The sequence below is a fragment of the uncultured Flavobacterium sp. genome, from assembly GCF_963974175.1.
In the GTDB taxonomy this organism is placed as follows: Bacteria; Bacteroidota; Bacteroidia; order Flavobacteriales; family Flavobacteriaceae; genus Flavobacterium.
This window is the reverse complement of record NZ_CAXBBR010000004.1, coordinates 373,558-395,922: the sequence shown is the minus strand read 5'-3', so window position 1 is coordinate 395,922 and position 22,365 is coordinate 373,558. Positions and strand designations below refer to the sequence as shown.

24 protein-coding genes are annotated in these 22,365 nt (G+C 34.1%); 12 read left to right on the top strand and 12 right to left on the bottom strand.

Annotation, left to right across the window (positions count from 1 at the left end; translation table 11 throughout):
* Positions 1 to 264 precede the first annotated feature (264 nt).
* The 11 genes from AAC069_RS09185 to AAC069_RS09135 form a co-directional block, all read right to left on the bottom strand.
* Entirely contained in the window at positions 265 to 1,539 is a 1,275-nt protein-coding gene (locus AAC069_RS09185) for an NAD(P)/FAD-dependent oxidoreductase (RefSeq protein ID WP_339920176.1), read from the bottom strand.
* Positions 1,540 to 1,647: 108 nt separating this feature from the next.
* Positions 1,648 to 2,217 carry a hypothetical protein gene (locus AAC069_RS09180; protein WP_339920175.1) on the bottom strand — a complete coding sequence of 190 codons (570 nt, stop codon included), beginning with the start codon at positions 2,215 to 2,217 and terminating at the stop codon, positions 1,648 to 1,650.
* A 131-nt stretch (positions 2,218 to 2,348) separates the two neighbouring features.
* Entirely contained in the window at positions 2,349 to 3,326 is a 978-nt protein-coding gene (locus tag AAC069_RS09175; RefSeq protein WP_339920174.1) for a D-cysteine desulfhydrase family protein, read from the bottom strand.
* 355 nt (positions 3,327 to 3,681) lie between these two features.
* On the bottom strand, positions 3,682 to 4,293 hold the full coding sequence (locus AAC069_RS09170; RefSeq protein WP_339920173.1) for a hypothetical protein: 612 nt from the start codon (positions 4,291 to 4,293) through the stop codon (positions 3,682 to 3,684).
* Between the two features lie 210 nt (positions 4,294 to 4,503).
* The gene (locus tag AAC069_RS09165; protein ID WP_339920172.1) at positions 4,504 to 5,076 is read right to left on the bottom strand and encodes a hypothetical protein; all 573 of its coding nucleotides are present in this window, start codon (positions 5,074 to 5,076) and stop codon (positions 4,504 to 4,506) included.
* A gap of 138 nt (positions 5,077 to 5,214) precedes the next feature.
* Positions 5,215 to 5,418, bottom strand: a complete 204-nt coding sequence (locus tag AAC069_RS09160; protein WP_339920171.1) for a hypothetical protein — start codon at positions 5,416 to 5,418, stop codon at positions 5,215 to 5,217.
* 26 nt (positions 5,419 to 5,444) lie between these two features.
* Positions 5,445 to 5,645 carry a hypothetical protein gene (locus AAC069_RS09155; protein WP_339920170.1) on the bottom strand — a complete coding sequence of 67 codons (201 nt, stop codon included), beginning with the start codon at positions 5,643 to 5,645 and terminating at the stop codon, positions 5,445 to 5,447.
* Positions 5,646 to 5,892: 247 nt separating this feature from the next.
* Complete coding sequence (locus AAC069_RS09150; RefSeq protein WP_339920169.1) at positions 5,893 to 6,741, bottom strand: carboxypeptidase-like regulatory domain-containing protein; 849 nt, start codon at positions 6,739 to 6,741, stop codon at positions 5,893 to 5,895.
* A 203-nt stretch (positions 6,742 to 6,944) separates the two neighbouring features.
* Positions 6,945 to 8,282 (bottom strand): DEAD/DEAH box helicase, encoded by a 1,338-nt coding sequence (locus AAC069_RS09145; RefSeq protein ID WP_339920168.1) that lies wholly within the window; start codon positions 8,280 to 8,282, stop codon positions 6,945 to 6,947.
* A 134-nt stretch (positions 8,283 to 8,416) separates the two neighbouring features.
* Complete coding sequence (locus AAC069_RS09140; RefSeq protein ID WP_339920167.1) at positions 8,417 to 9,961, bottom strand: DEAD/DEAH box helicase; 1,545 nt, start codon at positions 9,959 to 9,961, stop codon at positions 8,417 to 8,419.
* Positions 9,962 to 10,069: 108 nt separating this feature from the next.
* Positions 10,070 to 10,600: a DUF6155 family protein gene (locus AAC069_RS09135; protein WP_339920166.1), complete on the bottom strand. Its 531-nt coding sequence runs from the start codon at positions 10,598 to 10,600 to the stop codon at positions 10,070 to 10,072.
* Positions 10,601 to 10,702: 102 nt separating this feature from the next.
* Between AAC069_RS09135 and AAC069_RS09130 the strand changes: the two genes are divergently transcribed.
* The 4 genes from AAC069_RS09130 to AAC069_RS09115 all read left to right on the top strand — a co-directional run bounded on the left by AAC069_RS09130 (position 10,703) and on the right by AAC069_RS09115 (position 13,383).
* Positions 10,703 to 10,987 (top strand): DUF3817 domain-containing protein, encoded by a 285-nt coding sequence (locus tag AAC069_RS09130; RefSeq protein WP_339920165.1) that lies wholly within the window; start codon positions 10,703 to 10,705, stop codon positions 10,985 to 10,987.
* Positions 10,980 to 12,236 carry a mechanosensitive ion channel domain-containing protein gene (locus AAC069_RS09125; RefSeq protein ID WP_339920164.1) on the top strand — a complete coding sequence of 419 codons (1,257 nt, stop codon included), beginning with the start codon at positions 10,980 to 10,982 and terminating at the stop codon, positions 12,234 to 12,236. The genes AAC069_RS09130 and AAC069_RS09125 overlap by 8 nt, the downstream gene beginning before the upstream one ends.
* A 30-nt stretch (positions 12,237 to 12,266) precedes the next feature.
* A complete protein-coding gene (locus AAC069_RS09120) occupies positions 12,267 to 12,818 on the top strand; it encodes a GNAT family N-acetyltransferase (RefSeq protein WP_339920163.1) in 552 nt (183 codons plus the stop codon).
* A 172-nt stretch (positions 12,819 to 12,990) separates the two neighbouring features.
* The gene (locus tag AAC069_RS09115; protein WP_339920162.1) at positions 12,991 to 13,383 is read left to right on the top strand and encodes an ACT domain-containing protein; all 393 of its coding nucleotides are present in this window, start codon (positions 12,991 to 12,993) and stop codon (positions 13,381 to 13,383) included.
* A gap of 6 nt (positions 13,384 to 13,389) precedes the next feature.
* Here the strand turns inward: AAC069_RS09115 and AAC069_RS09110 are convergent, their stop codons facing one another.
* Entirely contained in the window at positions 13,390 to 13,773 is a 384-nt protein-coding gene (locus AAC069_RS09110; protein ID WP_339920161.1) for a hotdog domain-containing protein, read from the bottom strand.
* Positions 13,774 to 13,842: 69 nt separating this feature from the next.
* Between AAC069_RS09110 and AAC069_RS09105 the strand changes: the two genes are divergently transcribed.
* From AAC069_RS09105 to AAC069_RS09070, 8 genes are all read left to right on the top strand, one after another.
* Complete coding sequence (locus AAC069_RS09105) at positions 13,843 to 14,259, top strand: glyoxalase (RefSeq protein WP_339920160.1); 417 nt, start codon at positions 13,843 to 13,845, stop codon at positions 14,257 to 14,259.
* Positions 14,260 to 14,485: 226 nt separating this feature from the next.
* Complete coding sequence (locus AAC069_RS09100) at positions 14,486 to 15,199, top strand: alpha/beta fold hydrolase (RefSeq protein ID WP_339920159.1); 714 nt, start codon at positions 14,486 to 14,488, stop codon at positions 15,197 to 15,199.
* A gap of 56 nt (positions 15,200 to 15,255) precedes the next feature.
* Positions 15,256 to 16,203 (top strand): hypothetical protein, encoded by a 948-nt coding sequence (locus AAC069_RS09095; RefSeq protein WP_339920158.1) that lies wholly within the window; start codon positions 15,256 to 15,258, stop codon positions 16,201 to 16,203.
* 140 nt (positions 16,204 to 16,343) lie between these two features.
* Positions 16,344 to 17,450 (top strand): carboxylate-amine ligase, encoded by a 1,107-nt coding sequence (locus AAC069_RS09090; RefSeq protein ID WP_339920157.1) that lies wholly within the window; start codon positions 16,344 to 16,346, stop codon positions 17,448 to 17,450.
* Positions 17,451 to 17,495: 45 nt separating this feature from the next.
* Positions 17,496 to 18,326: a homoserine O-succinyltransferase gene (locus tag AAC069_RS09085; RefSeq protein WP_091088153.1), complete on the top strand. Its 831-nt coding sequence runs from the start codon at positions 17,496 to 17,498 to the stop codon at positions 18,324 to 18,326.
* A 15-nt stretch (positions 18,327 to 18,341) separates the two neighbouring features.
* Complete coding sequence (locus tag AAC069_RS09080; protein ID WP_339920156.1) at positions 18,342 to 19,532, top strand: hypothetical protein; 1,191 nt, start codon at positions 18,342 to 18,344, stop codon at positions 19,530 to 19,532.
* Positions 19,533 to 20,033: 501 nt separating this feature from the next.
* Positions 20,034 to 20,594, top strand: a complete 561-nt coding sequence (locus AAC069_RS09075; RefSeq protein ID WP_339920155.1) for a gluconate 2-dehydrogenase subunit 3 family protein — start codon at positions 20,034 to 20,036, stop codon at positions 20,592 to 20,594.
* A gap of 54 nt (positions 20,595 to 20,648) precedes the next feature.
* A complete protein-coding gene (locus tag AAC069_RS09070; RefSeq protein WP_339920154.1) occupies positions 20,649 to 22,352 on the top strand; it encodes a GMC family oxidoreductase in 1,704 nt (567 codons plus the stop codon).
* The last annotated feature ends 13 nt before the right edge of the window (positions 22,353 to 22,365 follow it).

The window sequence follows — 22,365 nt, the reverse complement described above, 5'->3', positions numbered from 1 at the left end:
TTTATGCATTCTTAAACGTATAGTTAATATGATTGTTCTTATTTTATTTATTATCAGGTCAATAAGCATTTAGTTAAAAAAAATATAGAGACATAGACTTTTTGTCTTTAAAAAGAAGCTAAGCTTTGAGATAGAGTTGAGCGGGGTTACGGAAATTGATTATTCATTGTACATCAAGCAAGGAAACTTATATGTCTTATATGGTTTAAAAAATATAAATGATAAGCCATACAAGAAAACTTATATGACTTATCTGTTTAAAAATTAATTATTACTTTTCTTTTTTGTCTTATCTGGTCTGATTATCATTCGCAATGATTGATCTTGGGAGAAATAGGAAATCATCCAGTTAAAGAAGGTTTGTACTCTGTTACGGTACGTTATCAATGAGATAAGATGGATGAATAACCATATTAGCCAAGCAAAAAATCCGTTGAAATGCATTTTGGGTTTTGGTAAATCTACTACAGCCTTATTTCTACCTATAATGGCCATCGATCCCTTATCGTTATATTTAAAAGGGATTAAAGGTTTGTTGCGCCCCATTAACTTGAAGTTTTCTGCTAAATTTATTCCTTGCTGAATGGCTACTTGCGCCACCTGTGGATGTCCGCCAGGAAAATCGGTATCGGTTAGTTGGATACAAGTATCGCCTATCGCGTAGATATTCTCCGTTCCGTTTACTTTATTAAAATCATCGGTAGCCATTCTTCTTCCGCGGCCGTAACTTTCGGCTGGTATGCCTTCGAATACCATGGCTGAAACACCGGCAGCCCAAATCAAATTCTTAGTTTGAATCGTTTTTCCAGTAGATAAAAACACGGTATCATCTACATAATCAGTTACCTGCGTATTCAATTGTACGACCACACCTAAATTAGTAAGTGCTTCAAGCGTATCTTCCTGCGAGGCTTTGCTCATAGGTGCTAGCAAAGCTGGACCACCATCAATTAAATAGATATTACTGGCTGTAGTTCCTAGTTCTGGGTATTCTTTTTGGAAAATACTTTTTCTCATTTCGGCGTACATACCAGAAACTTCCACTCCGGTAGGTCCTCCACCAGCTACAACTATGGTTAATAGTTTACGACGTTCGCGGATGTCCTTACAAATGGCAGCTTTTTCTAAATTTTTTAAGATAGTGTTGCGCATTTCAATGGCATCATTGAGCGTTTTCATTGGAATGGCATTTTTCTTTACATTTTCCATTCCGAAATAACTCGTTTCAGCACCAGTAGCAAAAACCAGATGGTCGTAACTCAACTCACCGTTATGCAATATAATTTTATTTTCGGATGGTACTACTTTTAGGAGTTTTCCAAGACGAAACTGTAGGTTTTTCTTTCCTGCAAAAAATTTACGGAAGGGATAACTGATACTGGATGGTTCCAGAAAGGCAGTAGCCACCTGATAAATCAGCGGTGGGAAGAAATTATAATTGTTTTTGTCAACAAGAGTTACCTGAATCCCCTTTTGGTTTAAAAGTTCTTTGGCCAGGTTAATCCCTGCAAATCCTCCGCCTATTATGACAATATTCATATGCTGTTATTTAATAGTTTTGATATAAAAAATCTCTTATAAATATACGATATTTATGAGAGTCTATTAAATTTCGAAATAGTAAAAAACTATGATACGATTGCTATACTATTGCTTACTTATTTTAATAAAGTCATCGTATTGTAAAAACTCTAATCCATTTCCATTTGTAAAAAAGTTGTTTGCTATCGCTGTCCCTAATTTTTCTACTGGTATTCCTCTGTATTTCCGCCATTTCCCCTGCAAAACAAAATTTAGTTTAGGCCATACCTTTAGTACAATAGCCTGCGAAAAACCATATCTGTTGATGGGTGTTAGAATCATGGAAGGCTGAAAAATACTCAGGCGATCAAAGTGAAGTTTTTCTAATTCAGCTACCAATTCTCCTTTGGTTCTCAAAAAAAAGTTGGACGAAGTGGCGCTAATTCCCACTGAAGACAAAAGCTCAAAATGTTGAACTCCGTTTTTTTTGCATATTCGAGCAAAATCTAAAACGGCTTGTTTGTCTATCTTTAGAAACTCTTCTTTACTCATTTTAGAAGGTTCGCCAACACCTAATGTGCAAATACCAACGGATGCGTTTTTTACTAAAGTATCATAAGTGGCTGGATCAAAAATATTGATTTCGTGTTGCTGCACAAAATCAGCCTGTATAGCGTCAATAGATCGTCTTCCCAACAGAATTCAAGCTTGTAAGCTGTTTTGACTTTAAAAGGCGGCTTAAAGCTTGTGTGCCCACCGCTCCACTTGCTCCAAGCATCACTACAGACTTATTTTCGTTAGTGTTATTCATTTTGACAGAGTATGTATTATTTTAATTCTTTCGCGTATTTGAAAATGGCAGGCAATCCACCGGTATGCCAAAATAGGATATTAGAGTTGGCAGGAATTCTTTTTTCATTTAAGTAATTAAGCATGCCATAAAATGCTCTGGCCGTATAAACAGGATCTAATAAAACACCTTCATTTCTAGCTAATTCACTGATGGCATTAATTTCATTAGCAGTGACTACACCATAACCGTCCTCGTCGTAATCCCTAATTAACTTTATATCCGAAAGTTGGAATTTCTTATTTACGTTCAACTTTTGGGTTCCCTCTTCTACTAAGTTTAAAACCACTTCTTCGAGTGAAAGCCCATTTAATTCCTCTTTATCTATGCTTATTGGAATTAACTCTGAATCTAATTGATAGATTTCTTTTCCAAGAGTTAATCCGGCTTGCATTCCTCCTGAACTTGAGGCGAAAAAGATATAATCGATTTTTAGTTTTTGTTCAATTAATTGCTCTTTTAATTCCTTAGCAGCACTAACGAATCCCATAGCCCCAGTAAAATTAGATCCTCCGTACGGAATTACGAAACATTTACTTCCTGTGTTCTCCAGTTTATTTTTCAATTTCTCTCCGTCTTCTCCTTTTCTATTCTCCGCTGTAAAATGGATTTCGGCTCCTAGGATTGACGAAAGCAATAAATTTCCATCATATACCTCTGGCTTTGTACCTCCCAAAAGCAAATGACATTTAAGTCCGGCGATAGCGCATGCGGCGGCAGTTTGTCTACAGTGATTTGATTGCTGTGCTCCAGCGGTGATTATGGTATCACAATTTTCATCCAGAGCTTGTTTGATTAAATACTCTAGTTTTCTAGTTTTATTACCACCAGAGGCTAGTCCAGTATTATCGTCTCTTTTAATGAAGATATTGTAATCAGGATATTTTTTTGATAATCTACTAAGTTCTTGTAGTGGAGTAGGAAAAAAACCTAAATTATATTTATTGTCAATCATATTGTCGTTTTGTTTAGTATTCTAAAAATAGAATTTTAATGAAAGTACAGTTTTAAAACCACTCTTTTCAGAAGTTTATTTTTTATTAAGCTAATTTAAGCATTTCATTTTTTAAGTTTATCTTATCTGTTAAATGAATTGTTTTAAGCCAAGTTGATTAGTAGCTATTCCCAAAGTAAATGTAAATGTTTATGGCCTTTAGGGTTCGCTTGGTAATACTATTTTTTTAGGAAGACAGAATATTATATAGTGTACCCGCAAAAAAAAAGGACTGTTGAAACGTTTTCAACAGTCCTTTTCTAAATTCTCTATTATTGTTTGATGAACACCTTGGCTTTCAAAATGTCCTCTTTTATCATCGAGGAAGAGCTACAGATAATTCTTTTTTCTTTTTATTTAATTCATCCTGCAGTTTACGCATTGCTTTCTGTTCACGTTCTAAGGCTTTTTCTTTATAGATTTCAAATTCTTTTTCAGACTGTTGTAACGCCAGCTTACTCTCTACAGTTATACTATTACTTTGTTTAAATTTAAAAATAAAAAACACAAGTGTAGCGATCAAGCCAATAACAATTAGGAAAAACAATGTTTTAAAAAACGTTTTTTCTAATTGAATTCCAAAAAGAGAAATACTATCCTTTTGTGATCTTAGACTAGAAACAACAGTTTCTGAGGCAGTTGATTTGGCTTGTAAGTTGTCAATAACTTGTTTTTGTGAATTCAGAAAGTCTGTATTTGCTAAAAGCTTGCTTTTTGAAACAGAAAGAGAGTCTAGAACATTCGATTGTAATTTCAGCAGCGAAGTCGCTTTAATAACTTTATAGCCCTGAAAATTATTTGATTTATCAATAAGATTCTCAAACTGATTTTTTACAGTGCCTGAATCAGTAATTTTATTTGTGTTTTGACTAAAAATATTTGATGTAATAAGTAATACGGCAACTGCCGCCATTGTCATTTTCTTCATGAGTTAAAATCTTTATATTTCATAACTAATTATAAAACTAGTTATTGTTAGATAATGTAACGACCCATAAAACTAGTTATTGCCACTAAAATAGATTTCCAGCACATTTAACTAAAGTTGGAGGGCGTTTTTATCCAATAAAGAATATTGCAATACAATTCGGCCCTATTATCACGTCGATATATCTGAGAGATCAGCCTTCATTTGCTTTTAAGTCATAACTTTTGGTGTTAATTCTTTTCCTTCTTTTCTGTACAAAAGTAGCCCTAAGCCTGAAGTAAATACGATGCAGCTTAACAACATTAAAATTCCATTATTCCAGATAAAATAAGAAATTCCAACAAACGGCCCTCCTATTACTACCATAAGCGCAGGTATTGGATTTGTTTTGATAAAATTCAAAGCATGTGCCGCTAAACCGAGAAATAGTAAAGAAGGTCCTACTATAACAAAAGGGTATAAAATTAGTGGTGTATTACTGATATGCTGACTTAGTTTATCACTACTTATAGCATCATCTCCAAAACTCCACATGATAAAGTCAATGGTGCAGAGGCCGATGTGAGCTATCACTCCTAAAGCAGTCAAGACAGAGGCGACGGAGTTAAGCTTGTTTTTAGGAAATACAAAATTAAAAGAAAACAGTAATACTGCTCCTGTCAAGTTAAACCAATGTGCTAAATCAATATGCTTTTGTGCACTTAATGAACCTTGAGAAAAGAAGACGTAACTGGTTACAAAAAATAGTAACCCCATTAGACATAATGTTTTTGTTTTGGCCATAATTTACTTTTTTAAATTCTATGTTGTATAATCTAGTATTAAGAGTTCTTGAGAATGTACTTGTTTTGATTAATGATGTATTCTACTAGATTCTCAACAGCTTTTCCAAAGTACTTTATCTGGGATTTCTGAAATTGATTAATTTAATTTATCTGTGGACTTATAGATTTCAATTAATCTATCTCGCTCATTTTTTCTTTTGTTTGAAGCTATAAATAGAGGAATTGACACTCCTAATTCGATAACCCCCATGGCTACAAACATGCTTCCTATCGATTCTCCAACACCTTCTTGGTCATTTTTTGAACCAGAAATAACCATAACCCCAAATGCTGTGGTCAAGGCAGAAAGCGAAGTAAAAACTATTCCTAAAGTTTTTTTTTTCTTCTTTCTTTATCTTTTTCTAAAATGGTATCCAAATTCAAATAGTTAATCGAATTACTTAGCTCATTTGGTTTCGTATTTAATCCAAATGACTTCAGTCTTTTCAATTCGTAATTTTTAAATTCTTGAGAAAAACAATTCGTGAATAAAAGTAAAGCAGTTAAAATAATTAGTGTCTTTTTCATAATGTTTACCAACTTAGATACCATATCAAATATATACAACTTTTCTTATATTAAAATTAAATAATAAAACAAAAAAAACCATTGCCCAGCTTCTTCAAGCATTGCAATGGTTTTTCATTTATAAAATCGAAAAAGCACTATTTAATTTTTTGTCTTTTTACCGCTATTTCTACTAGCTCATTTTTGTTTTGCAACAAATAATCAACCAATAGTGTTTCGATTAATTGCAAAGCTTTACCAGTCTTTTTTATTTAGAGTATTCTTTCACTTTTAAATGAATTCCAGGTCCTACGTTTAACGTTACTTTTTCACTATTCCATTTAAGATTAATATTATCTCTTGAAATATACGGACCACTGAAAACAGCTGATGAAAATTTAATTGCATTATCTTGATTCGTGACGTTTTCTTTGTTTTCAAAATCAATCCACTCTACAGCTACTAAAAAATCATTTTCAAATGATAGATCCTGATTTGACAAGTCTAGTTTAACCATGCCACTTTTTGTTACTTTAATAATATTGTCTACCGTATTGGTCTTTAATACATCAATAGTTCCATCTACAATAGTATAAAAATTGATTCTGAAAGTGGCAGATTTATATCCAAGTTTCGGGAGGTTGAATTGAACATTTTTTAAGTCATAAATTTTATTCTTTTTTACTGTAATTATTTTACCAATTTCAGTACCTAAACTATTTGAAGTAAAATACATTAAAATGCCTTCAGTTTCTGTTTTAGTTCCAACAATTTTTTCTTTTACTTTTTTCTTTTTATTCGAAACGATAACCTCTTTTAAATTCTCAACTTTAGCGTTGAGTTTAATTTGCTCAGATTTTAAAGGAATTCCGATTGTCTTTTTATCAAAATTTAAGTGTGAAAAAATTAAAAAATCATGCTCTTCTAAAGATGAATTTTCAATAGAAAAATTGCCTTCCATATTACTTACTGTTCCAATAGGTTTTCCTTTAATAGATATATTCACGTATGGAATTCCTCTGCCATTTTCGTCGATACATTTTCCTTTAATCTGGGAATAAGAAGGATGAACTAAAAATAAACAAGCAATAAATAATAGTATAGAATATGATTTCATTTCTTTATATGTTTCTATTATGACGAATTAACTTATTTTTTGTTACAGTTTTCACACTTATTTCACGATTACTAGCAATTAATAAAATCATCGAAGAGGTATAACTGTTCTACTATTTTAACTATATAGAGAACATAAAAAAAACCATTGCCCCGCTTCTTCAAGCATTGCAATGGTTTTTCATTTATAAAATAGAAAAAGTACTATTTCATTTTTTGTCTTTTTACCGGTTTTTCTACTGGCTCGTTTTTGTTTTGTAACAAATAATTAGCCAATAATTTTTCGATCAATTCGTCCTTAGTCAAATGATGAAAAACGGTTTTTATTTTAGTTTTTAATTCCGCATCCACTTCATGGTTGGGTTTGGTTTTGAATATTTGTTTAGCCCATAAAAGAGTATTGTTTTCTTCGATGCTTAGAGCGCTTGGTTTTTTGAATTCAGTGAATTTAATTCCCAATTCTTTTTCAAAGTCGGCGATTTCTTTCACCTCTTCTTCTTGTAGTACCGTTAATGAAAGTCCCTTTGCTCCTGCTCTGGCCGTTCTTCCGCTACGGTGTACGTAAGCTTCATACACATCAGGTAAATGGTAGTTAACTACATACGAAATTTCCTTTACGTCAATTCCTCTGGCAGCCAAATCTGTCGCAACTAATATATTGATGTGTCCCTCACGGAATTGTTCCATGATTCGGTCTCTAATTCCTTGTGACAAACTACCGTGCAAAGCTCCCGAAGAGAAACGGTTGATGGCTAAGTTTTTAGCCAGTTTATTTACCGCTGCTTTAGTCTTGCAAAATATGATTCCGCGTTCTCCTTCTTTTGAATTCAGGAAATGCATTAAAACATCTAGTTTTTCAATAGGATCTACCACAATATACTCGTGATCAATCCCTTGATTTCCTACTGTTTCCATATTAGCGCTTACCTGAACTACATTTTTATTCAAGTAGTTCTGAATCAACTGTTTTATGGTTCCCGGCATAGTAGCCGAAAACAATAATGTTTTGTGTTCCTTAGGTAATTCGGCAATAATTTCATCCAGGCTTTCTTTCAAGATAGTCACCATTTCATCAGCCTCATCTAAGACAAGAAATTTGGTTTCTTTCAGATTGATTGCTTTACGCTGTATTAAGTCAATTAAACGACCCGGTGTGGCTACCACAATATGTGTGGGTGCAGCTAGGCGTTCGATTTGTGGTTTTATTGGGATTCCACCGCAGGTTGCTGCAATAGAAACTTCAGGAAGGTATTTTGCAAAATCCTCTAGGTTTCTAAAAATCTGATGTCCTAACTCTCTTGTAGGGACCAGAATAAGCGCTTGTACCGTAGGTGAAGTTGTATCTATTAATTGTAAAAGAGGCAATCCAAAAGCAGCCGTTTTTCCAGTACCTGTTTTTGCAAGTCCAACTAGATCAGTGGTGTTTGCTAAAAGTAGCGGAATTGCTTTAAGTTGAATTTCTGTGGGTTCAACAATTTTCAATTCAGAAATTGCTTTTAGAATTGGTGCTGAAATCCCTAAATCAGAGAATTGTTTTGGCATTTTTTTGGATTTATTATTTTATAAAAAATAGTTATTTTGTATGCTAGATTTCTAGCCCTGATAGAAGTAAAAATCCTCTTGTGCCGGTGTTCGGCACAAGAGATTGAAACGAATAGCAGGATTAGCTCCTTATATTATTCATCATCAGGTTCGTTCATGATTTTCTCACGATACTTCTTCCCGATCATTAATGTCATTTTTAATTTGTAATCATCAACCAGCCATTCGCGATAGTTTTTACTACACTGGCTCAGACATTTAGAATAGCGTTTGATACGGCATTCAATATCGTCGTCCAGCTCTCGTGACAATGATTTTGCTTCCTGCAATGTTTCCGTATTATCTACACACATCGAAGAATGTTGCTCTAATGACTTGTCTAAAACTACTTTTGAACGCAGGTTTTGCGCAATGATGAGTTTGTGCTCTTCATCGACATCAAATCCTACTTCTTCAGTTTTACTAAATTTAGCACGCAAATCTGGAGGCATAGAATATTTGAAATACAATTCTATTTCCGTATCATCTCGTAAATTTTCTAGATAAAACTCCGGTGATTTAAAGATGTGTTGCCAGTTTACAGGCTCACTCCACAAACCGAAACGGGCTGCATTATTTCCTAAATCAATCACGGTAAACATATCCTTGTTAGGTAGTTTTCTGGATCCACGACCAATCATTTGGTAATATAATGTCAACGATTTTGTTGCTCTATTCAGAATGATAGTTTCTACGGTAGGTTCATCAAAACCAGTGGTAAGGATTCCCACCGAAGTCAAAATCGCATCTGGTGTTTTCTTGAACCACTGTAGAATGTCTTTACGTTCCTCAGCGCTACTGGTATTGTCTAGATGGCGGATAGGATAACCTGCTTCTCTAAACGTTTCATAAACGTATAAGGACGTATTAATTCCGTTATTGAAAATTAGCGTCTTTTTACCTAATGATTTCTCTGTGTAAGCATGCAATAATTTCTCTTGCATCGCCATATTAGTATACAAATCATCAGATGATTTCACGGTGTAATCTCCGTTAATTCCGACTTTCAACGACGTTAGACCTACATCATAACTATATGTAATTGCTTTTGCCAAAAAACCATTTTCAATCAATGAATTGATGGTATCCCCTACGATTAATTCATCGTAGCTTTCGTGCATTGGCAGTTTTATATTAGAACTCAAAGGCGTTGCTGTAACTCCTAGAATAAAAGCATTTGTAAACGAACTCAATAATTTTCTAAATGAGTTATAATGCGCCTCATCGATGATTACCAATCCTACATTATCTAAATGTAGCTTCTCATCATTGATACGGTTTTTTAACGTTTCTACCATCGCCACAAAACAAGAATATTCGTTTTGGTCTGGAAGGTCTTTAACCTTACTGTTGATAATTTTGTTTTTTACGCCAAAACCTTTCAACATCTTAGAAGTTTGTTTACACAACTCAATTCTGTGTGTTAAAACAACTACTTTATTGTCACTTTTAGATAAATAGCGACGAACGATTTCAGAGAACACAACCGTTTTACCACCACCAGTAGGCAGTTGATACAAAAGGTGATGTTGCTTTGGTGCATTGTCTATCCGTTCAAAAATGGAATCAATATCTCCTTTTTGGTATCCATAGAGTTCTTTTCTGTCTTCTTTTTCTATTTCTATAGTATTTTCAAACATTGTTTTTTGTTGGGTTTTTGCAAAAATACACCTAAAAAACAGTTATTATGTTATATTTAATTTAAAATATAGGGAGGGATTGAAGAAATTTCTGTTATGGGGATCCGACTAATACTCGAATCTCTCGATGATTGCGTCAAATTCGGGCTCGTTTTTCCATTTTTGCGTAATAGTTTCCTTATGAATGGCGTTGATTCTAGATTTGAATTCGTTAAGAACCCCATTTGCAATCATAAATACGACTGCTTGTTCAAAGGAATTGAACATACTTTTAAAAAAGAGTTCTTGTTTGATGGTATTTTCAGAGGAGAAAGCTTGCGCGATTTCTATATTATACAGCATTACATCTGCTATTACAAATGGGTCTACGCCCAAAGTGATAAAGTGCTTGATATACTTCTGGGCAACAGATCGACGCATTTTTGGCTTTTTGCGTTTCTTGGTGGCCGTTTGTAGAGGAAAGTATTCGTTCGAAATTTTAAGCTTGCATTCCTGCAGCAGCGTTTCTTCCTTTGGATTAAACACAAAATTATAATACACTTTTACAGGGCTGAATTTCTCGTACAATTCGAGAATCTGCTCTTCAAGCTGCTCTTTTGTCAGTTGGTTCAAGTATTTTTTTAAATCGCGTTTGCTCATTTTAAAAGGTTCAGATTACAAAAGTAAAAGAGTTTAAGATGGAATACCTATAAAATCAATCATATTACTTAATTTTGCTCATAATTACTAAAAATAAAGTACATGCTCAAGTTTTTTAAGGTGGTAGCGATTCTAGAAGGAATCTCTTATTTGGTTTTGTTTTCGAATATGTTGTTTATCAAACCTAATAATTTTGATCTTTATAAAACCTTACTTTATCCTATAGGAATGAGTCATGGTGTATTATTTATTGGTTATGTTATCTTAGCCTTTATATTAAGGAAGCCTCAAAATTGGGATTTTAAAACTTTTTCTATTATCCAATTAGCCTCTTTAATTCCATTTGGTACTTTTTATGTAGAGAAGAAATACTGTGTAAATGCTTAAATTCATAGAAAAAACATTCACTTTTTTTTATCCTATATTCCGTAAATGGGGAATGGGATATAGCTTTGCGTCCTATTTAAGTCTGATTCTTAATATAGCTGTGCTTTGCATTGTGGCCTACAGTATTTACATTGTATTCCGATTAGTGTTAGTGACTATAATGATCTTTATAGCGCGAAAAACCAGAACGAAATTTGATGATTTATTGGTGACCAATAAAACCGCTAAATACATCGCGCATTTAATTCCGTTGTTGTTTATTTATAAATCAGTTCCTGTGATTCTGGAGCGTTATGAATATTGGGAAGGCGTTTTTGGAAAGTTAGTAGGAATCTATATTGTTATTCTAGTGCTATGGATTATCCGTACCGTTTTTAACGCTTTACGTGATTATCTAAAACTGAAACCACGATACAGCGATAAACCTATCGATAGCTTTATTCAGGTTATCATGATTGTTTTATGGATTGTAGGGATTACTATAATCATATCGAGATTATTTGATATTGGTCATGCTGAGCTTCTAACGACCTTTGGAGCAGTGTCTGCTTTGATTATATTAATTTTCAGGGATATTATTTTGGGTTTTGTTGCCAGTGTCCAAGTATCTGTAAATGATATGATCCGAATAGGCGACTGGATCACGATGGCTAAATTTGGTGCTGACGGGGATGTAATCGAAATCAATTTGACTACGGTAAAAGTTCAGAATTTTGACAATACCACCACAACGATTCCAACGTATAGCTTGAGTTCTGATTCTTTTCAAAACTGGCGCGGAATGCTTCATTCTGATGGGCGACGTATAAAAAGACACATACTCATTAAAACCAGCAGTATTCATTTTTTGAATAATGAGGAGTTAGTAAAGTTAAAGAATATCACGCTTATTAGTGACTATATTGATACCCGTATGGCCGAGGTTGATAAATACAATCAAGACAACGAGATTGATAAATCACTAGCTATAAATGGTCGAAATGTCACTAATTTAGGGTTGTTTAGAAAATACATCACCCAATACCTAAACAATCATCCAGCGATAAACAAAGACCTACTCCTACTCTGTCGTCAATTGCAATCGACAGCACAGGGTGTTCCTTTAGAGGTCTATGCTTTTACAAGTGACAAACAGTGGCAAAATTATGAGTATATCATGTCTGATATTTTTGATCATATAATTGCATCTGTCCCTTTCTTTGGACTGGAGTTATATGAACTGCCTTCTAGCAATGAGTTTCTTCAATAGATAATATTATTTAATCCTTTTACAAAAAAGATGAAACTCTTTAGCTCACGATTAAAACTAAGGTTGATTGACAACGCCGATTTAAATGCGATTCATATTTTGCATTCTTTAGCAGAAACCGATGAATTTAATGCGTTGGGAATTCCTAAAAATATTGGCGAAACTAGCAGCATAATCGCCCCTTGGATTTCAGCAAATCAGGAAGAAGAAGTTCAAAGTTATACTTTTGCAATAGAAGAAAGTATCACTAATCAATTCATTGGTTTATTTGGACTTAAATTGGGACCTAAGAAGTATCGAAGAGGAGAAGTTTGGTACAAATTACATTTAGATTATTGGGGAAAAGGATATGGAACGGAAGCATTGAATAGGGTTCTCGATTTTGGGTTTGATGATTTAAATTTACATCGAATACAAGCGGGTTGTGCCGTAGGCAACTTTGGTTCTATTAAAGTACTTGAAAAGGCAGGAATGTTCCGAGAAGGACGAGGAAGGCAACTACTACCCTTGAAATCGGGCTGGTCTGATAATTTTGAATATGCCATTTTGGAAACGGATGACAGAAACAGAACTTCAAATTAAAGCATAAAACTAAGTTCAGAAATGTGGGTTTTATTTTGCAGATTTTAATTAAGTAAGACGTTGGAATAATAGCATTACCTTTGTTTTAGTCGTTTGTTCAGCTTAGATTATCGGAATTATGTGGGATTTTAGACTAGCTTATGAATTGAAAACCAACTTTATAAAAAAAACTATGGCTGGAGAAAAAGATTTGGAAACACTACTCAAAACAATGAAACCCAAGCATATTCCAGGGGATTATGTTTTTTGTGTTATTAATTCAATTGAAGGTATCGATTTGAATGCCATTGTTATGCTTTTCAAGGAAGAAGAAGCAACTACTATTATTCTTAAAAAAGAATTGGCTGAATCCTTAAACCTCGAATATACTTCTGTTATGGCGTGGATCACGCTAACGATTCATTCCTCCCTTGAGGCTGTGGGTTTAACAGCCGCATTTTCGAATGCTCTTTCTCAAGAAGACATCAGTTGCAATGTAGTAGCTGCCTACTATCATGACCATATATTTGTTGACCAAAAAGATAGTAGTAAAGCAATGGAAATACTAAATCGTTTTTCTAAGTAATTTATTCTAAAGACGATTTTTCACAAATTCAATCTCTGTTTTACCGTGTGGTTTTGGCTTTCCGTCATCTCCTAAGTTGACCATAGTGGTATTGGCTATGGAAATAATCGTTTCGCGAGTCATCATATTTCGAACCTCGCATTTTAGAGAAAGCGATGTAGTCCCAAACTTCACCACATCAATACCAATTTCTATAATATCTCCTTGTTTTGCGGAGCTTCTAAAATTAATTTCCGACATGTATTTGGTCACTACTCTTTGGTTCTCAAGTTGAATTATAGAATACAAAGCTAATTCTTCATCTATCCAAGCTAACAACTGACCCCCAAATAAAGTTCCATTTGGATTCAAGTCTTCTGGTTTTATCCATTTTCTAGTGTGAAATCGCATATTTTTTTATTTAATAACGCGAAAGTAACCTATCTCCGTTGATTTTTTTATAATTTTAAAGAAAAAAAGATGGACTCAAGAGATGTTTTTTTAAAAGAATTCCGCGGAGAAACAATTGGAAGTGTTAGTACACAATCCTCATCCGAGGAAATGTTCCAGAACGAGGTGCTTCGTCCTATATTAAAGCTACAAAATGATTTGTTTATTGCTTCTTTCAGAAATTATTCGGCGAAATACAAGGGTGATTTCTACGCTCAAACCACCGAAAAGAAGATGGCTACCATTGAAAATGCAATTCAAAAAGACATAAAATACCGAAACGCCTTAAAAGGAATGGTAATAGGATTATTCACAATGGAGGAATATTCATTTTATATCAAGAATTCATCAAATCTCAATAAAAGAATGATGAACATGCTAATCGAAAGATTAAAAAGTCAGGTTCAGTTGTTTGAAGCTGATTCCAGTGAGAAATCAAGGCTGTAAAATATTGATTTTATATAAATTAGCTTTCATTTTAATCGAAAGCTATATCAGCGTCTGTTTAGTTTTATTTGCAGATTCTCAATAAAATCAGGCTTTCACTCGAGAATATTCAAAATATCTAATACTTTGAGGAATCATACTATTTTTAATGTAAAAAAGAAGATTATATAGGTGTTTTCTCCGCTTTAAAGGAATATTTTCGTTATTATTGTTAAAATCAAAATATATGAAAGAAGAATATTTCAAGTGGTATTCTCCTAACCTAAACAAGGAGATTGAGATGTTAGTTTTTGGGCATGCTGGATATCCGGTAATCCTATTTCCTACTTCAATGGGAAGTTACCATGAAAACAAGGACATGGGCCTGATTGAATCGGCTAAATGGTATGTAGAGCAAGGATTAATACAAATATTCTGTCCAGATAGTATTGATAAAGACAGTTTTTATAACAAACACATTCACCCTATTCATCGGATTGAAAACCATGTGCGATACGACAAAATGATCTGCCACGAAATTGTAGAAAAAGTCAAAAACAATACTTCATCTGGGAAGGTTGCAGTTGCCGGTTGCAGTTTTGGAGGATATCATGCCGCTAATTTTGCTTTTAGACACCCCGGTTATGTTAGCCATATGTTTTCCATGAGTGGAGCTTTTGATATAAAAAGCTTTCTGGATGGGTTTCATAACGATGATGTTTTTTATAACAGTCCTGAGGATTACTTATACGGATTAGAAGACCCTGAATTATGGAAAATGGATATCGTTCTAGGTACTTCAAATTGGGACATTTGTTTTGATGCTAATCTTAAATTAAGTAAGGTATTAAGCCAAAGAAACATACACCACTGGCTTGATATTCGTCAGGACAAAAATCATGATTGGCCTATATGGAAGGAAATGTTTCCGCACTACTTATCCCGAATCAAGTTTTTTTAGACTGAGAAATTGAATACAAAAAATACAATTATATTAATAAGGTAAAATAGATAAAAATGAAAAAAATTGGAATTTTATTTGGAATGGAAGACACCTATCCTCAAGCATTTATAGACCGTGTTAATTCAAAAAACGAAAAAGGAATTATTGCAGAAGCAGTTTCTATTGACAAAGTAGTTCAAAATAAAGATGGAGAATATGCAGTCATTATTGACCGTATTTCGCAAGATGTTCCCTTCTATCGCGCGTATCTGAAAAATGCCGCTTTAACGGGTACAAATGTTATTAACAACCCTTTCTGGTGGAGTGCCGATGATAAATTTTTTAATAACTCATTAGCCGATACGCTTGGAGTACCATTACCCAATACGGTTCTACTACCTTCTGCAGAACATCCAACAGATACAACAGGAAAGTCATTCAGAAACTTAAAATTTCCAATGGACTGGGAAGGAATATTTGATTATATAAAGTTTCCAGCTTACATGAAGCCATACGCCGGTGGTGGATGGAAAAATGTATATCGTTTAGAAAACAAAGAGGAATTCTGGGAGAAACATCAGGAGACTGGGCAGCTGGTAATGATGCTTCAAGAAGAAATTGTTTTTACTGAATATTTTAGAGTGTATTGCTTAGGCGGTAAAGCGGTTAGAATCATGCAATACGAACCAAGAAATGCTCCTCACTTACGTTATGTAATTGATGGACCGCCAGTGGATAAAAAATTATTAGCAACGGTAAAAGATTACACATTGAAGCTTTGTAAAGGCTTAGGATATGACTTCAATACTGTTGAATTTGCGGTACGTGATGGAATTCCTTATGCTATCGATTTTGGTAATCCAGCACCGGATGCTGAATTGACCTCTGTAGGTGCAGAAAATTTTGAATGGGTAGTCGAAGAATCGGCTAAAATGGCTATTGCTGCGGCAAAAAAACAAAAGCCCGGAAAAATGAATCTGACTTGGGGAACATTTATGAAAGACGCGGTTGCGGCCAAGTAAATTTCTGAGGAACCGGAATGCCTAGCCCAGATAGAAGAGAAAATCCCATCTCGTTTAAAAAACGAGATGGATTGTATCGAATAGCTGGACACGAGCGAAGCGAACTGACGAAGTAAATTGCTCCTAAAAAAAATTGAAAAATGAAAAAATTACCTGCTTTCACCCTTGGTGTTGAAGAAGAATACCAAATTATAGACCCTGAAACAAGAGACCTGCGTTCGCATTTGTCGAAAATTGTTGATGGAGCCAAGATTATATTAAACGAACAAGTAAAGGCAGAAATGCACCAGTCTGTAGTGGAAGTTGGAACTAATATTTGTATGAATGTAGACGAGGCCGAAAAAGAAATTAAATTCCTGCGTACGAAAATTGTTGAATTGGCAGATAAGCAAGGATTAATTGTGGGTGGAGCTGGAACACATCCTTTTTCGAAATGGCAAGACCAACCCATTACTGACGATCCAAGGTATCATACCATTGTGAATGAGCTACAGGATGCGGCACGTTCCAACTTAATTTTTGGGATGCATTGCCATGTGGGAATAGAAAATCGGGAAATTGGGTTGAAATTAATGAATCAAGCCTGCTACTTCTTACCTCATATCTTTGCGCTTTCAACTAATTCTCCTTTTTGGGAAGGGAGACAAACGGGTTATAAATCCTTTAGAACAAAAGTATTTGATAAATTCCCAAGAACCGGATTGCCTGAATATTTTGATTCGGTAGCATCTTATGATAATTTCTTAGACACCTTAGTAAATACCAATTGTATTGATAATCCAAAGAAAATTTGGTGGGATTTGCGTTTGCATCCTTTTTACGACACCATTGAATTTCGTATTTGTGATATGAGTTTAACGGTTGAAGAGACCATGTGTATTGTTGCTGTAATACAGGCTGTTGTAGCTAAATTATATAAGCTAAACATGCAAAACATGAGCTTCAATATTTACAGACTAGCATTGATAAAAGAAAATAAATTCCGTGCTTCACGTTACGGAATCGAGGGTCATATGATTGATTTCGGACTTCAGAAAGAAGTAGAAACAAGAGTGCTGATTCTTGAATTACTTGATTTTGTCGATGATGTTGTGGATGAATTAGGAAGCCGTGAACAAATTAATTATGTGCATCAGATTTTGAAAAATGGAACTGGAGCCGCAAAACAACTGGCGGTATTTGAGAAAACGAATGACATTACTAAGGTGGTTGATTTTATAACTGATGAATTCACTAAGGGGTTGTAAGTTATTAGATTACCTTTGCAGGCTACTATAATTAAAGATTGCCCCATGAATAAGAAAAAAATTACAATTGCCCTTTTAGACATGTACGACGGAGTACCTAATCAGGGAATGCGCTGTATAATTGACATCATTAATAGATTTAGTCCTTTTGTAACCTTCAAAATATATGATGTGAGGGGCAAATGTGAATTACCCGAAATCGACCAGTACGACATTTATATTTCTACAGGAGGTCCAGGAAATCCATTAATTGGTGACGGCGCTTGGGATACAAAATACTATGCTTTTATTGATGCATTAACAAAATGGAACTTAGAAAACCCAGTTAAAAAACATGTCTTATTCATTTGTCATTCCTTTCAAATGGCTTGTAAGCACTTTGGTCTGGCAGAAATAACCAAAAGGAATGACACTTCTTTCGGAGTTATGACGATTCATAAAACTAAAGAAGGGGAAAATGATCCGCTTTTTGAAGGGTTAAGTGATCCTTTCTATGCCATCGACTCCAGAGATTACCAAGTGGTGCAGCCTAAGCTAAGTGTTTTTAAGAAAAAGGGAGCCAAAATTATCTCTTTGGAAAAAATAAGAGACCATGTCCAATATGAACGTGCAATTATGGCAGTACGTTTTACCGATTATTTTGTGGGAACACAATTTCATCCTGAAGCGGATCCTATAAGCTTTGTTTCCCATCTTAGAAATAAGGAGGCCAAAGAAAAAATAAAAGAGATGAAAGGGAAGAGAAAGTTCAGAAATATGCTGGAAGATTTAATGGATGATGACAAAATCTACAGAACAAATGAAACTTTGATTCCAAATTTTCTTAGAACTGCCATAAACGACCTGATGAAAACAAAAAAGATGATGTCTAATTAATCCCACCTAATCGCTATGATTTCAAAATATCGAAAACTATTTAATGAGCAATTCACAGAAGAAAAGTATCAACACCTAAAAGATGATATCGCTTCTGATTTTGATTATGAACCTACTTTTCGAATTGGGGAAACTCCTTTTTTTATATCTAACGAGCTAAAAGAACAATTAATAGAAGGCTGTAATGAAGTTGTAACTTTAATTCAAGAAGATAGCTTTAAGTCATTAACAAATAAAGTATTAGAATTAAACAATAAAGTGCCCAATGAAGATGAGCATACCACTTTTTTAGCCATCGACTTTGGAATTTGTGAGGAGAACGGAGCTGTAGTCCCGAAGCTAATTGAAGTCCAAGGTTTTCCTTCTTTGTATAATTATCAGACTAATTTATACGATAAGTTTATAAATCAGTATCCCTTTCTTAACGAGTTGACTCCGTTCTTTAATGGTATCAATTCACAAGAATACTTGAAGATTATAGAGGAAGTAATCTGCAACCATCATCCCAAGGAGAATGTTATTTTACTCGAAATAGAGCCGGAAAAGCAAAACACAAAAATTGATTTTTATTATTGTAAAAGAGATATTGGAATACCAGTTATTTGTGTAACGGAGCTAATCAAAAGAGGAAGACAGCTGTTTTATAAAAATGAAAATAATGAGGACGTACTTGTAAAACGAATTTACAACAGAGTAATCTTTGACGAACTTGATTTACGAACTGATTTGAAACTAGATTTCAGTTTCTCGGATGATCTTGATGTGGAATGGGCGGGACATCCTAATTGGTTCTTCAGAATCAGTAAATTTATATTACCTTTCTTAAAAGGAAAATATTTCATCGAAACGACTTTGCTGAGTGAGTTAACTGAAATCCCCGAAGATTTAGAAAATTATGTTTTAAAACCTTTATTTTCTTTTTCAGGAACTGGAGTTATTTTTCATGTCAAAAAAGAAGATATTGAAGCGGTTGTAGAAAAAGAGCTTTATATTCTTCAAAAAAAGGTCAACTATATCCCTATAGTACAATCTCCAGATGGTAAGGTAAAAGCAGAAGTTCGCGTACTTTGTGTTTGGAAAAAAGACGATGCCGCACCTACTCTATTGTGCAACTTGGTTCGCTTGAGTCGTGGTGAAATGATTGGAGTTAAATTCAATAAAGACAAAGACTGGGTGGGTGGAACTATCGGACTATTCGAGCGATAGACTTTAATTACATTTTGTCGTTATTATCCTTATTATTTCCAATTTTACTTTTTTTTATATTTAAAGATTAGTGATTTTTAAGGATTTCATTTCTACTATAATCGTAATTTACAGAGTAATTTTGTAACCTTTTTATTTACAACTCTTTTTTTACAATTCTTTTTCTTTATTGTTTCATTTTCAAGCAATGAACTTTCATTTTGTAACTTTTTATATTTTTTTAACAAGTAATTACCTATTTAAGATAGATGTTACAGTCTTTTTTCTGACAGTTACACAAGCTTTTAAAAATTTATCGTTGAATAAATGACAATTTAAAACCATTTGAAATCGTAAAAAATACGCATATACAATCAAATCTCAATAATCATTAATAATTTGATATTTATTATAGTTATCAATCTTATTGACTGCGATTATAGAAATAATTTTAGTAATATTGAGATAATGTAATAATTACATATTTCGCAAAATAATAAGACATACTTAATAATTTAGCAAATGGATAGAAGAAAAGCACTTAAAAACGTGGCATTTTTACTCGGAACTGCCCTCTCCTCCTCAACAATTGGAGTTTTATTTGAAAGTTTTACACTTCCCGAGGATGAAAAAAATCAAGTATCTTTTTCAGGAACAGATGAAGAGATTTTAGCCGAATTTGCTGATATTATTATTCCAACTACAAAACTCTCTCCAGGAGCTAAGGCAGCAGGTGTTGGAACTTTTATTCCAATGATAATAAGGGATTGTTATCCTGCTTCTATGCAGCATGCATTTGCTTCAGGCTTAAAAGAAATGGAGTCAAAAGCAATGCAAGGCTACAATAAAAATTTCTTATCTCTTGCCGACGATCAAAGACAAAAATTGGTTGGAGATTTAAGAAAAGACACGATTGACAAAAAACTACCTTATTCTTTCTTTACTATAGCTAGAGATTTAACTCTTTTGGGGTATTTCTCTTCTGAAATTGGTTGTACTCAAGCTCGTGAATATCTACCAATCCCCGGTAAATATGACGGTAATGCGGAGTATAAGCCTGGGCAAAAAGCTTGGGCGACATAATTACTATTTCGATAAATAGAAGATTTTGATATCAATTTAAAAAAAATAAGGAAAGTGAATATAAATACCAATTTAAAAGAACAAAATACCTACGACGCAATTGTAATTGGATCTGGTATTAGCGGCGGCTGGGCTGCAAAAGAACTAACTGAAAAAGGTTTAAATGTATTGATGCTCGAGCGAGGCATGAATGTAGAACATATAAAAGATTATGACTCAGCAATGAAAGCTCCTTGGGAGTTTGAACATGCAGGAAAATTGACAGAAGAACAAAAAAGAACCCATCCTGTCCAAACTAGAGATTATCCATATCAGGAAGCCAATGAAAAATGGTGGGTAAATGATTTAGAATGCCCTTACACTGAGGACAAGCGTTTTGACTGGTATAGAGGTTTTCACGTAGGTGGTAAGTCATTAACTTGGGGAAGACAAAGCTACCGTTTCAGCGACCATAATTTTGAAGATAATAAAAAAGATGGTCATGGAAATGACTGGCCAATACGCTATAAAGACCTGACGAAATGGTATGATTACGTAGAACAATTTGCAGGTATAAGTGGTCAAGCTGAAAACTGGCCGTTACTTCCAGATGGTAAATTTTTACCTCCCATGGATTTGAATTGTGTTGAAAAATCAGTAAAAGATCGAATTGAAAAGCACTATAATAAAAGTCGGATTCTAACCATTGGACGTACTGCTAATCTGACTGTCCCTCATAAAGGTAGAGGTAGTTGTCAGTACCGTAATCTATGTAGTCGTGGATGTCCTTTTGGCGCTTATTTTAGTACACAGTCTTCTACATTGCCAGCTGCAATGGTAACTAAACGATTAACTGTTAGACCTTACTCAATTGTTAATCACATCATTTATGATAAAGACACTAAAAAAGCAAAAGGAGTTATGGTTATTGATGCTGAGACTAACGAAAGTATCGAGTTTTATGCCAAAATTGTTTTTGTAAATGGATCTACTTTAGGATCAACCTTCATTTTATTAAATTCAACTTCTGAGGCACACCCCAATGGATTAGGAAATACCAGTGGTCAATTAGGTCATAATTTAATGGATCATCATTTTCGTTGTGGTGCTTCAGGAAGTGCTGTAGGTTTTGAAGATAAATATACTTATGGGCGTAGAGCCAACGGAATTTATGTTCCAAGGTACCAAAATGTTGGGAATGATAAAAGAGACTATTTAAGAGGATTTGGTTACCAAGGTGGAGCCAGCAGAGGTTCATGGCATGAAGAAGTAGCTGAACTAGAATTTGGCGGTGATTTTAAAGACAAACTAAGTTTTCCTGCTGACACTTGGAGTATGGGGCTTGGAGGTTTTGGTGAAATGTTACCTTATTATGAAAATAAAGTTTACATCGATCATACTAGAAAAGACAAATGGGGTCAGTCTGTGTTGGCAATTGATTGCGAATACAAAGAAAACGAGAAAAAAATGCGAATTGATATGATGAATGATGCCGCAGAAATGCTGGAAGCATCTGGAATCAAAAATGTGAAAACCTTTGATAATGAATGTTATCCAGGTATGGCCATTCATGAAATGGGAACTGCCAGAATGGGGAATGATCCTAAAGATTCTGTTCTAAACAAATGGAATCAGATGCATGAAGTTAGTAACGTATTTGTTACTGATGGTTCATGCATGCCTTCAATTGCTTGTCAAAATCCTTCTTTGACTTTTATGGCTTTGACTGCTCGCGCAGCAGACTATGCAGTAAAAGAATTAAAAAAAGGAAATATATAGGGAATTGAATAGC

What these genes read in the sequence shown, in the direction of transcription:
- AAC069_RS09095 (WP_339920158.1), top strand. Translation starts at nt 15,256, where the DNA reads ATGAAAAAAATTGGAATTTTATTTGGAATGGAAGACACCTATCCTCAA.
- AAC069_RS09100 (WP_339920159.1), top strand. Translation starts at nt 14,486, where the DNA reads ATGAAAGAAGAATATTTCAAGTGGTATTCTCCTAACCTAAACAAGGAG.
- AAC069_RS09090 (WP_339920157.1), top strand. Translation starts at nt 16,344, where the DNA reads ATGAAAAAATTACCTGCTTTCACCCTTGGTGTTGAAGAAGAATACCAA.
- AAC069_RS09130 (WP_339920165.1), top strand. Translation starts at nt 10,703, where the DNA reads ATGCTCAAGTTTTTTAAGGTGGTAGCGATTCTAGAAGGAATCTCTTAT.
- AAC069_RS09135 (WP_339920166.1), bottom strand. Translation starts at nt 10,600, where the DNA reads ATGAGCAAACGCGATTTAAAAAAATACTTGAACCAACTGACAAAAGAG.
- AAC069_RS09110 (WP_339920161.1), bottom strand. Translation starts at nt 13,773, where the DNA reads ATGCGATTTCACACTAGAAAATGGATAAAACCAGAAGACTTGAATCCA.
- AAC069_RS09165 (WP_339920172.1), bottom strand. Translation starts at nt 5,076, where the DNA reads ATGGCCAAAACAAAAACATTATGTCTAATGGGGTTACTATTTTTTGTA.
- AAC069_RS09115 (WP_339920162.1), top strand. Translation starts at nt 12,991, where the DNA reads ATGGCTGGAGAAAAAGATTTGGAAACACTACTCAAAACAATGAAACCC.
- AAC069_RS09140 (WP_339920167.1), bottom strand. Translation starts at nt 9,961, where the DNA reads ATGTTTGAAAATACTATAGAAATAGAAAAAGAAGACAGAAAAGAACTC.
- AAC069_RS09185 (WP_339920176.1), bottom strand. Translation starts at nt 1,539, where the DNA reads ATGAATATTGTCATAATAGGCGGAGGATTTGCAGGGATTAACCTGGCC.
- AAC069_RS09075 (WP_339920155.1), top strand. Translation starts at nt 20,034, where the DNA reads ATGGATAGAAGAAAAGCACTTAAAAACGTGGCATTTTTACTCGGAACT.
- AAC069_RS09145 (WP_339920168.1), bottom strand. Translation starts at nt 8,282, where the DNA reads ATGCCAAAACAATTCTCTGATTTAGGGATTTCAGCACCAATTCTAAAA.
- AAC069_RS09175 (WP_339920174.1), bottom strand. Translation starts at nt 3,326, where the DNA reads ATGATTGACAATAAATATAATTTAGGTTTTTTTCCTACTCCACTACAA.
- AAC069_RS09120 (WP_339920163.1), top strand. Translation starts at nt 12,267, where the DNA reads ATGAAACTCTTTAGCTCACGATTAAAACTAAGGTTGATTGACAACGCC.
- AAC069_RS09170 (WP_339920173.1), bottom strand. Translation starts at nt 4,293, where the DNA reads ATGAAGAAAATGACAATGGCGGCAGTTGCCGTATTACTTATTACATCA.
- AAC069_RS09155 (WP_339920170.1), bottom strand. Translation starts at nt 5,645, where the DNA reads ATGAAAAAGACACTAATTATTTTAACTGCTTTACTTTTATTCACGAAT.
- AAC069_RS09085 (WP_091088153.1), top strand. Translation starts at nt 17,496, where the DNA reads ATGAATAAGAAAAAAATTACAATTGCCCTTTTAGACATGTACGACGGA.
- AAC069_RS09150 (WP_339920169.1), bottom strand. Translation starts at nt 6,741, where the DNA reads ATGAAATCATATTCTATACTATTATTTATTGCTTGTTTATTTTTAGTT.
- AAC069_RS09105 (WP_339920160.1), top strand. Translation starts at nt 13,843, where the DNA reads ATGGACTCAAGAGATGTTTTTTTAAAAGAATTCCGCGGAGAAACAATT.
- AAC069_RS09080 (WP_339920156.1), top strand. Translation starts at nt 18,342, where the DNA reads ATGATTTCAAAATATCGAAAACTATTTAATGAGCAATTCACAGAAGAA.
- AAC069_RS09125 (WP_339920164.1), top strand. Translation starts at nt 10,980, where the DNA reads ATGCTTAAATTCATAGAAAAAACATTCACTTTTTTTTATCCTATATTC.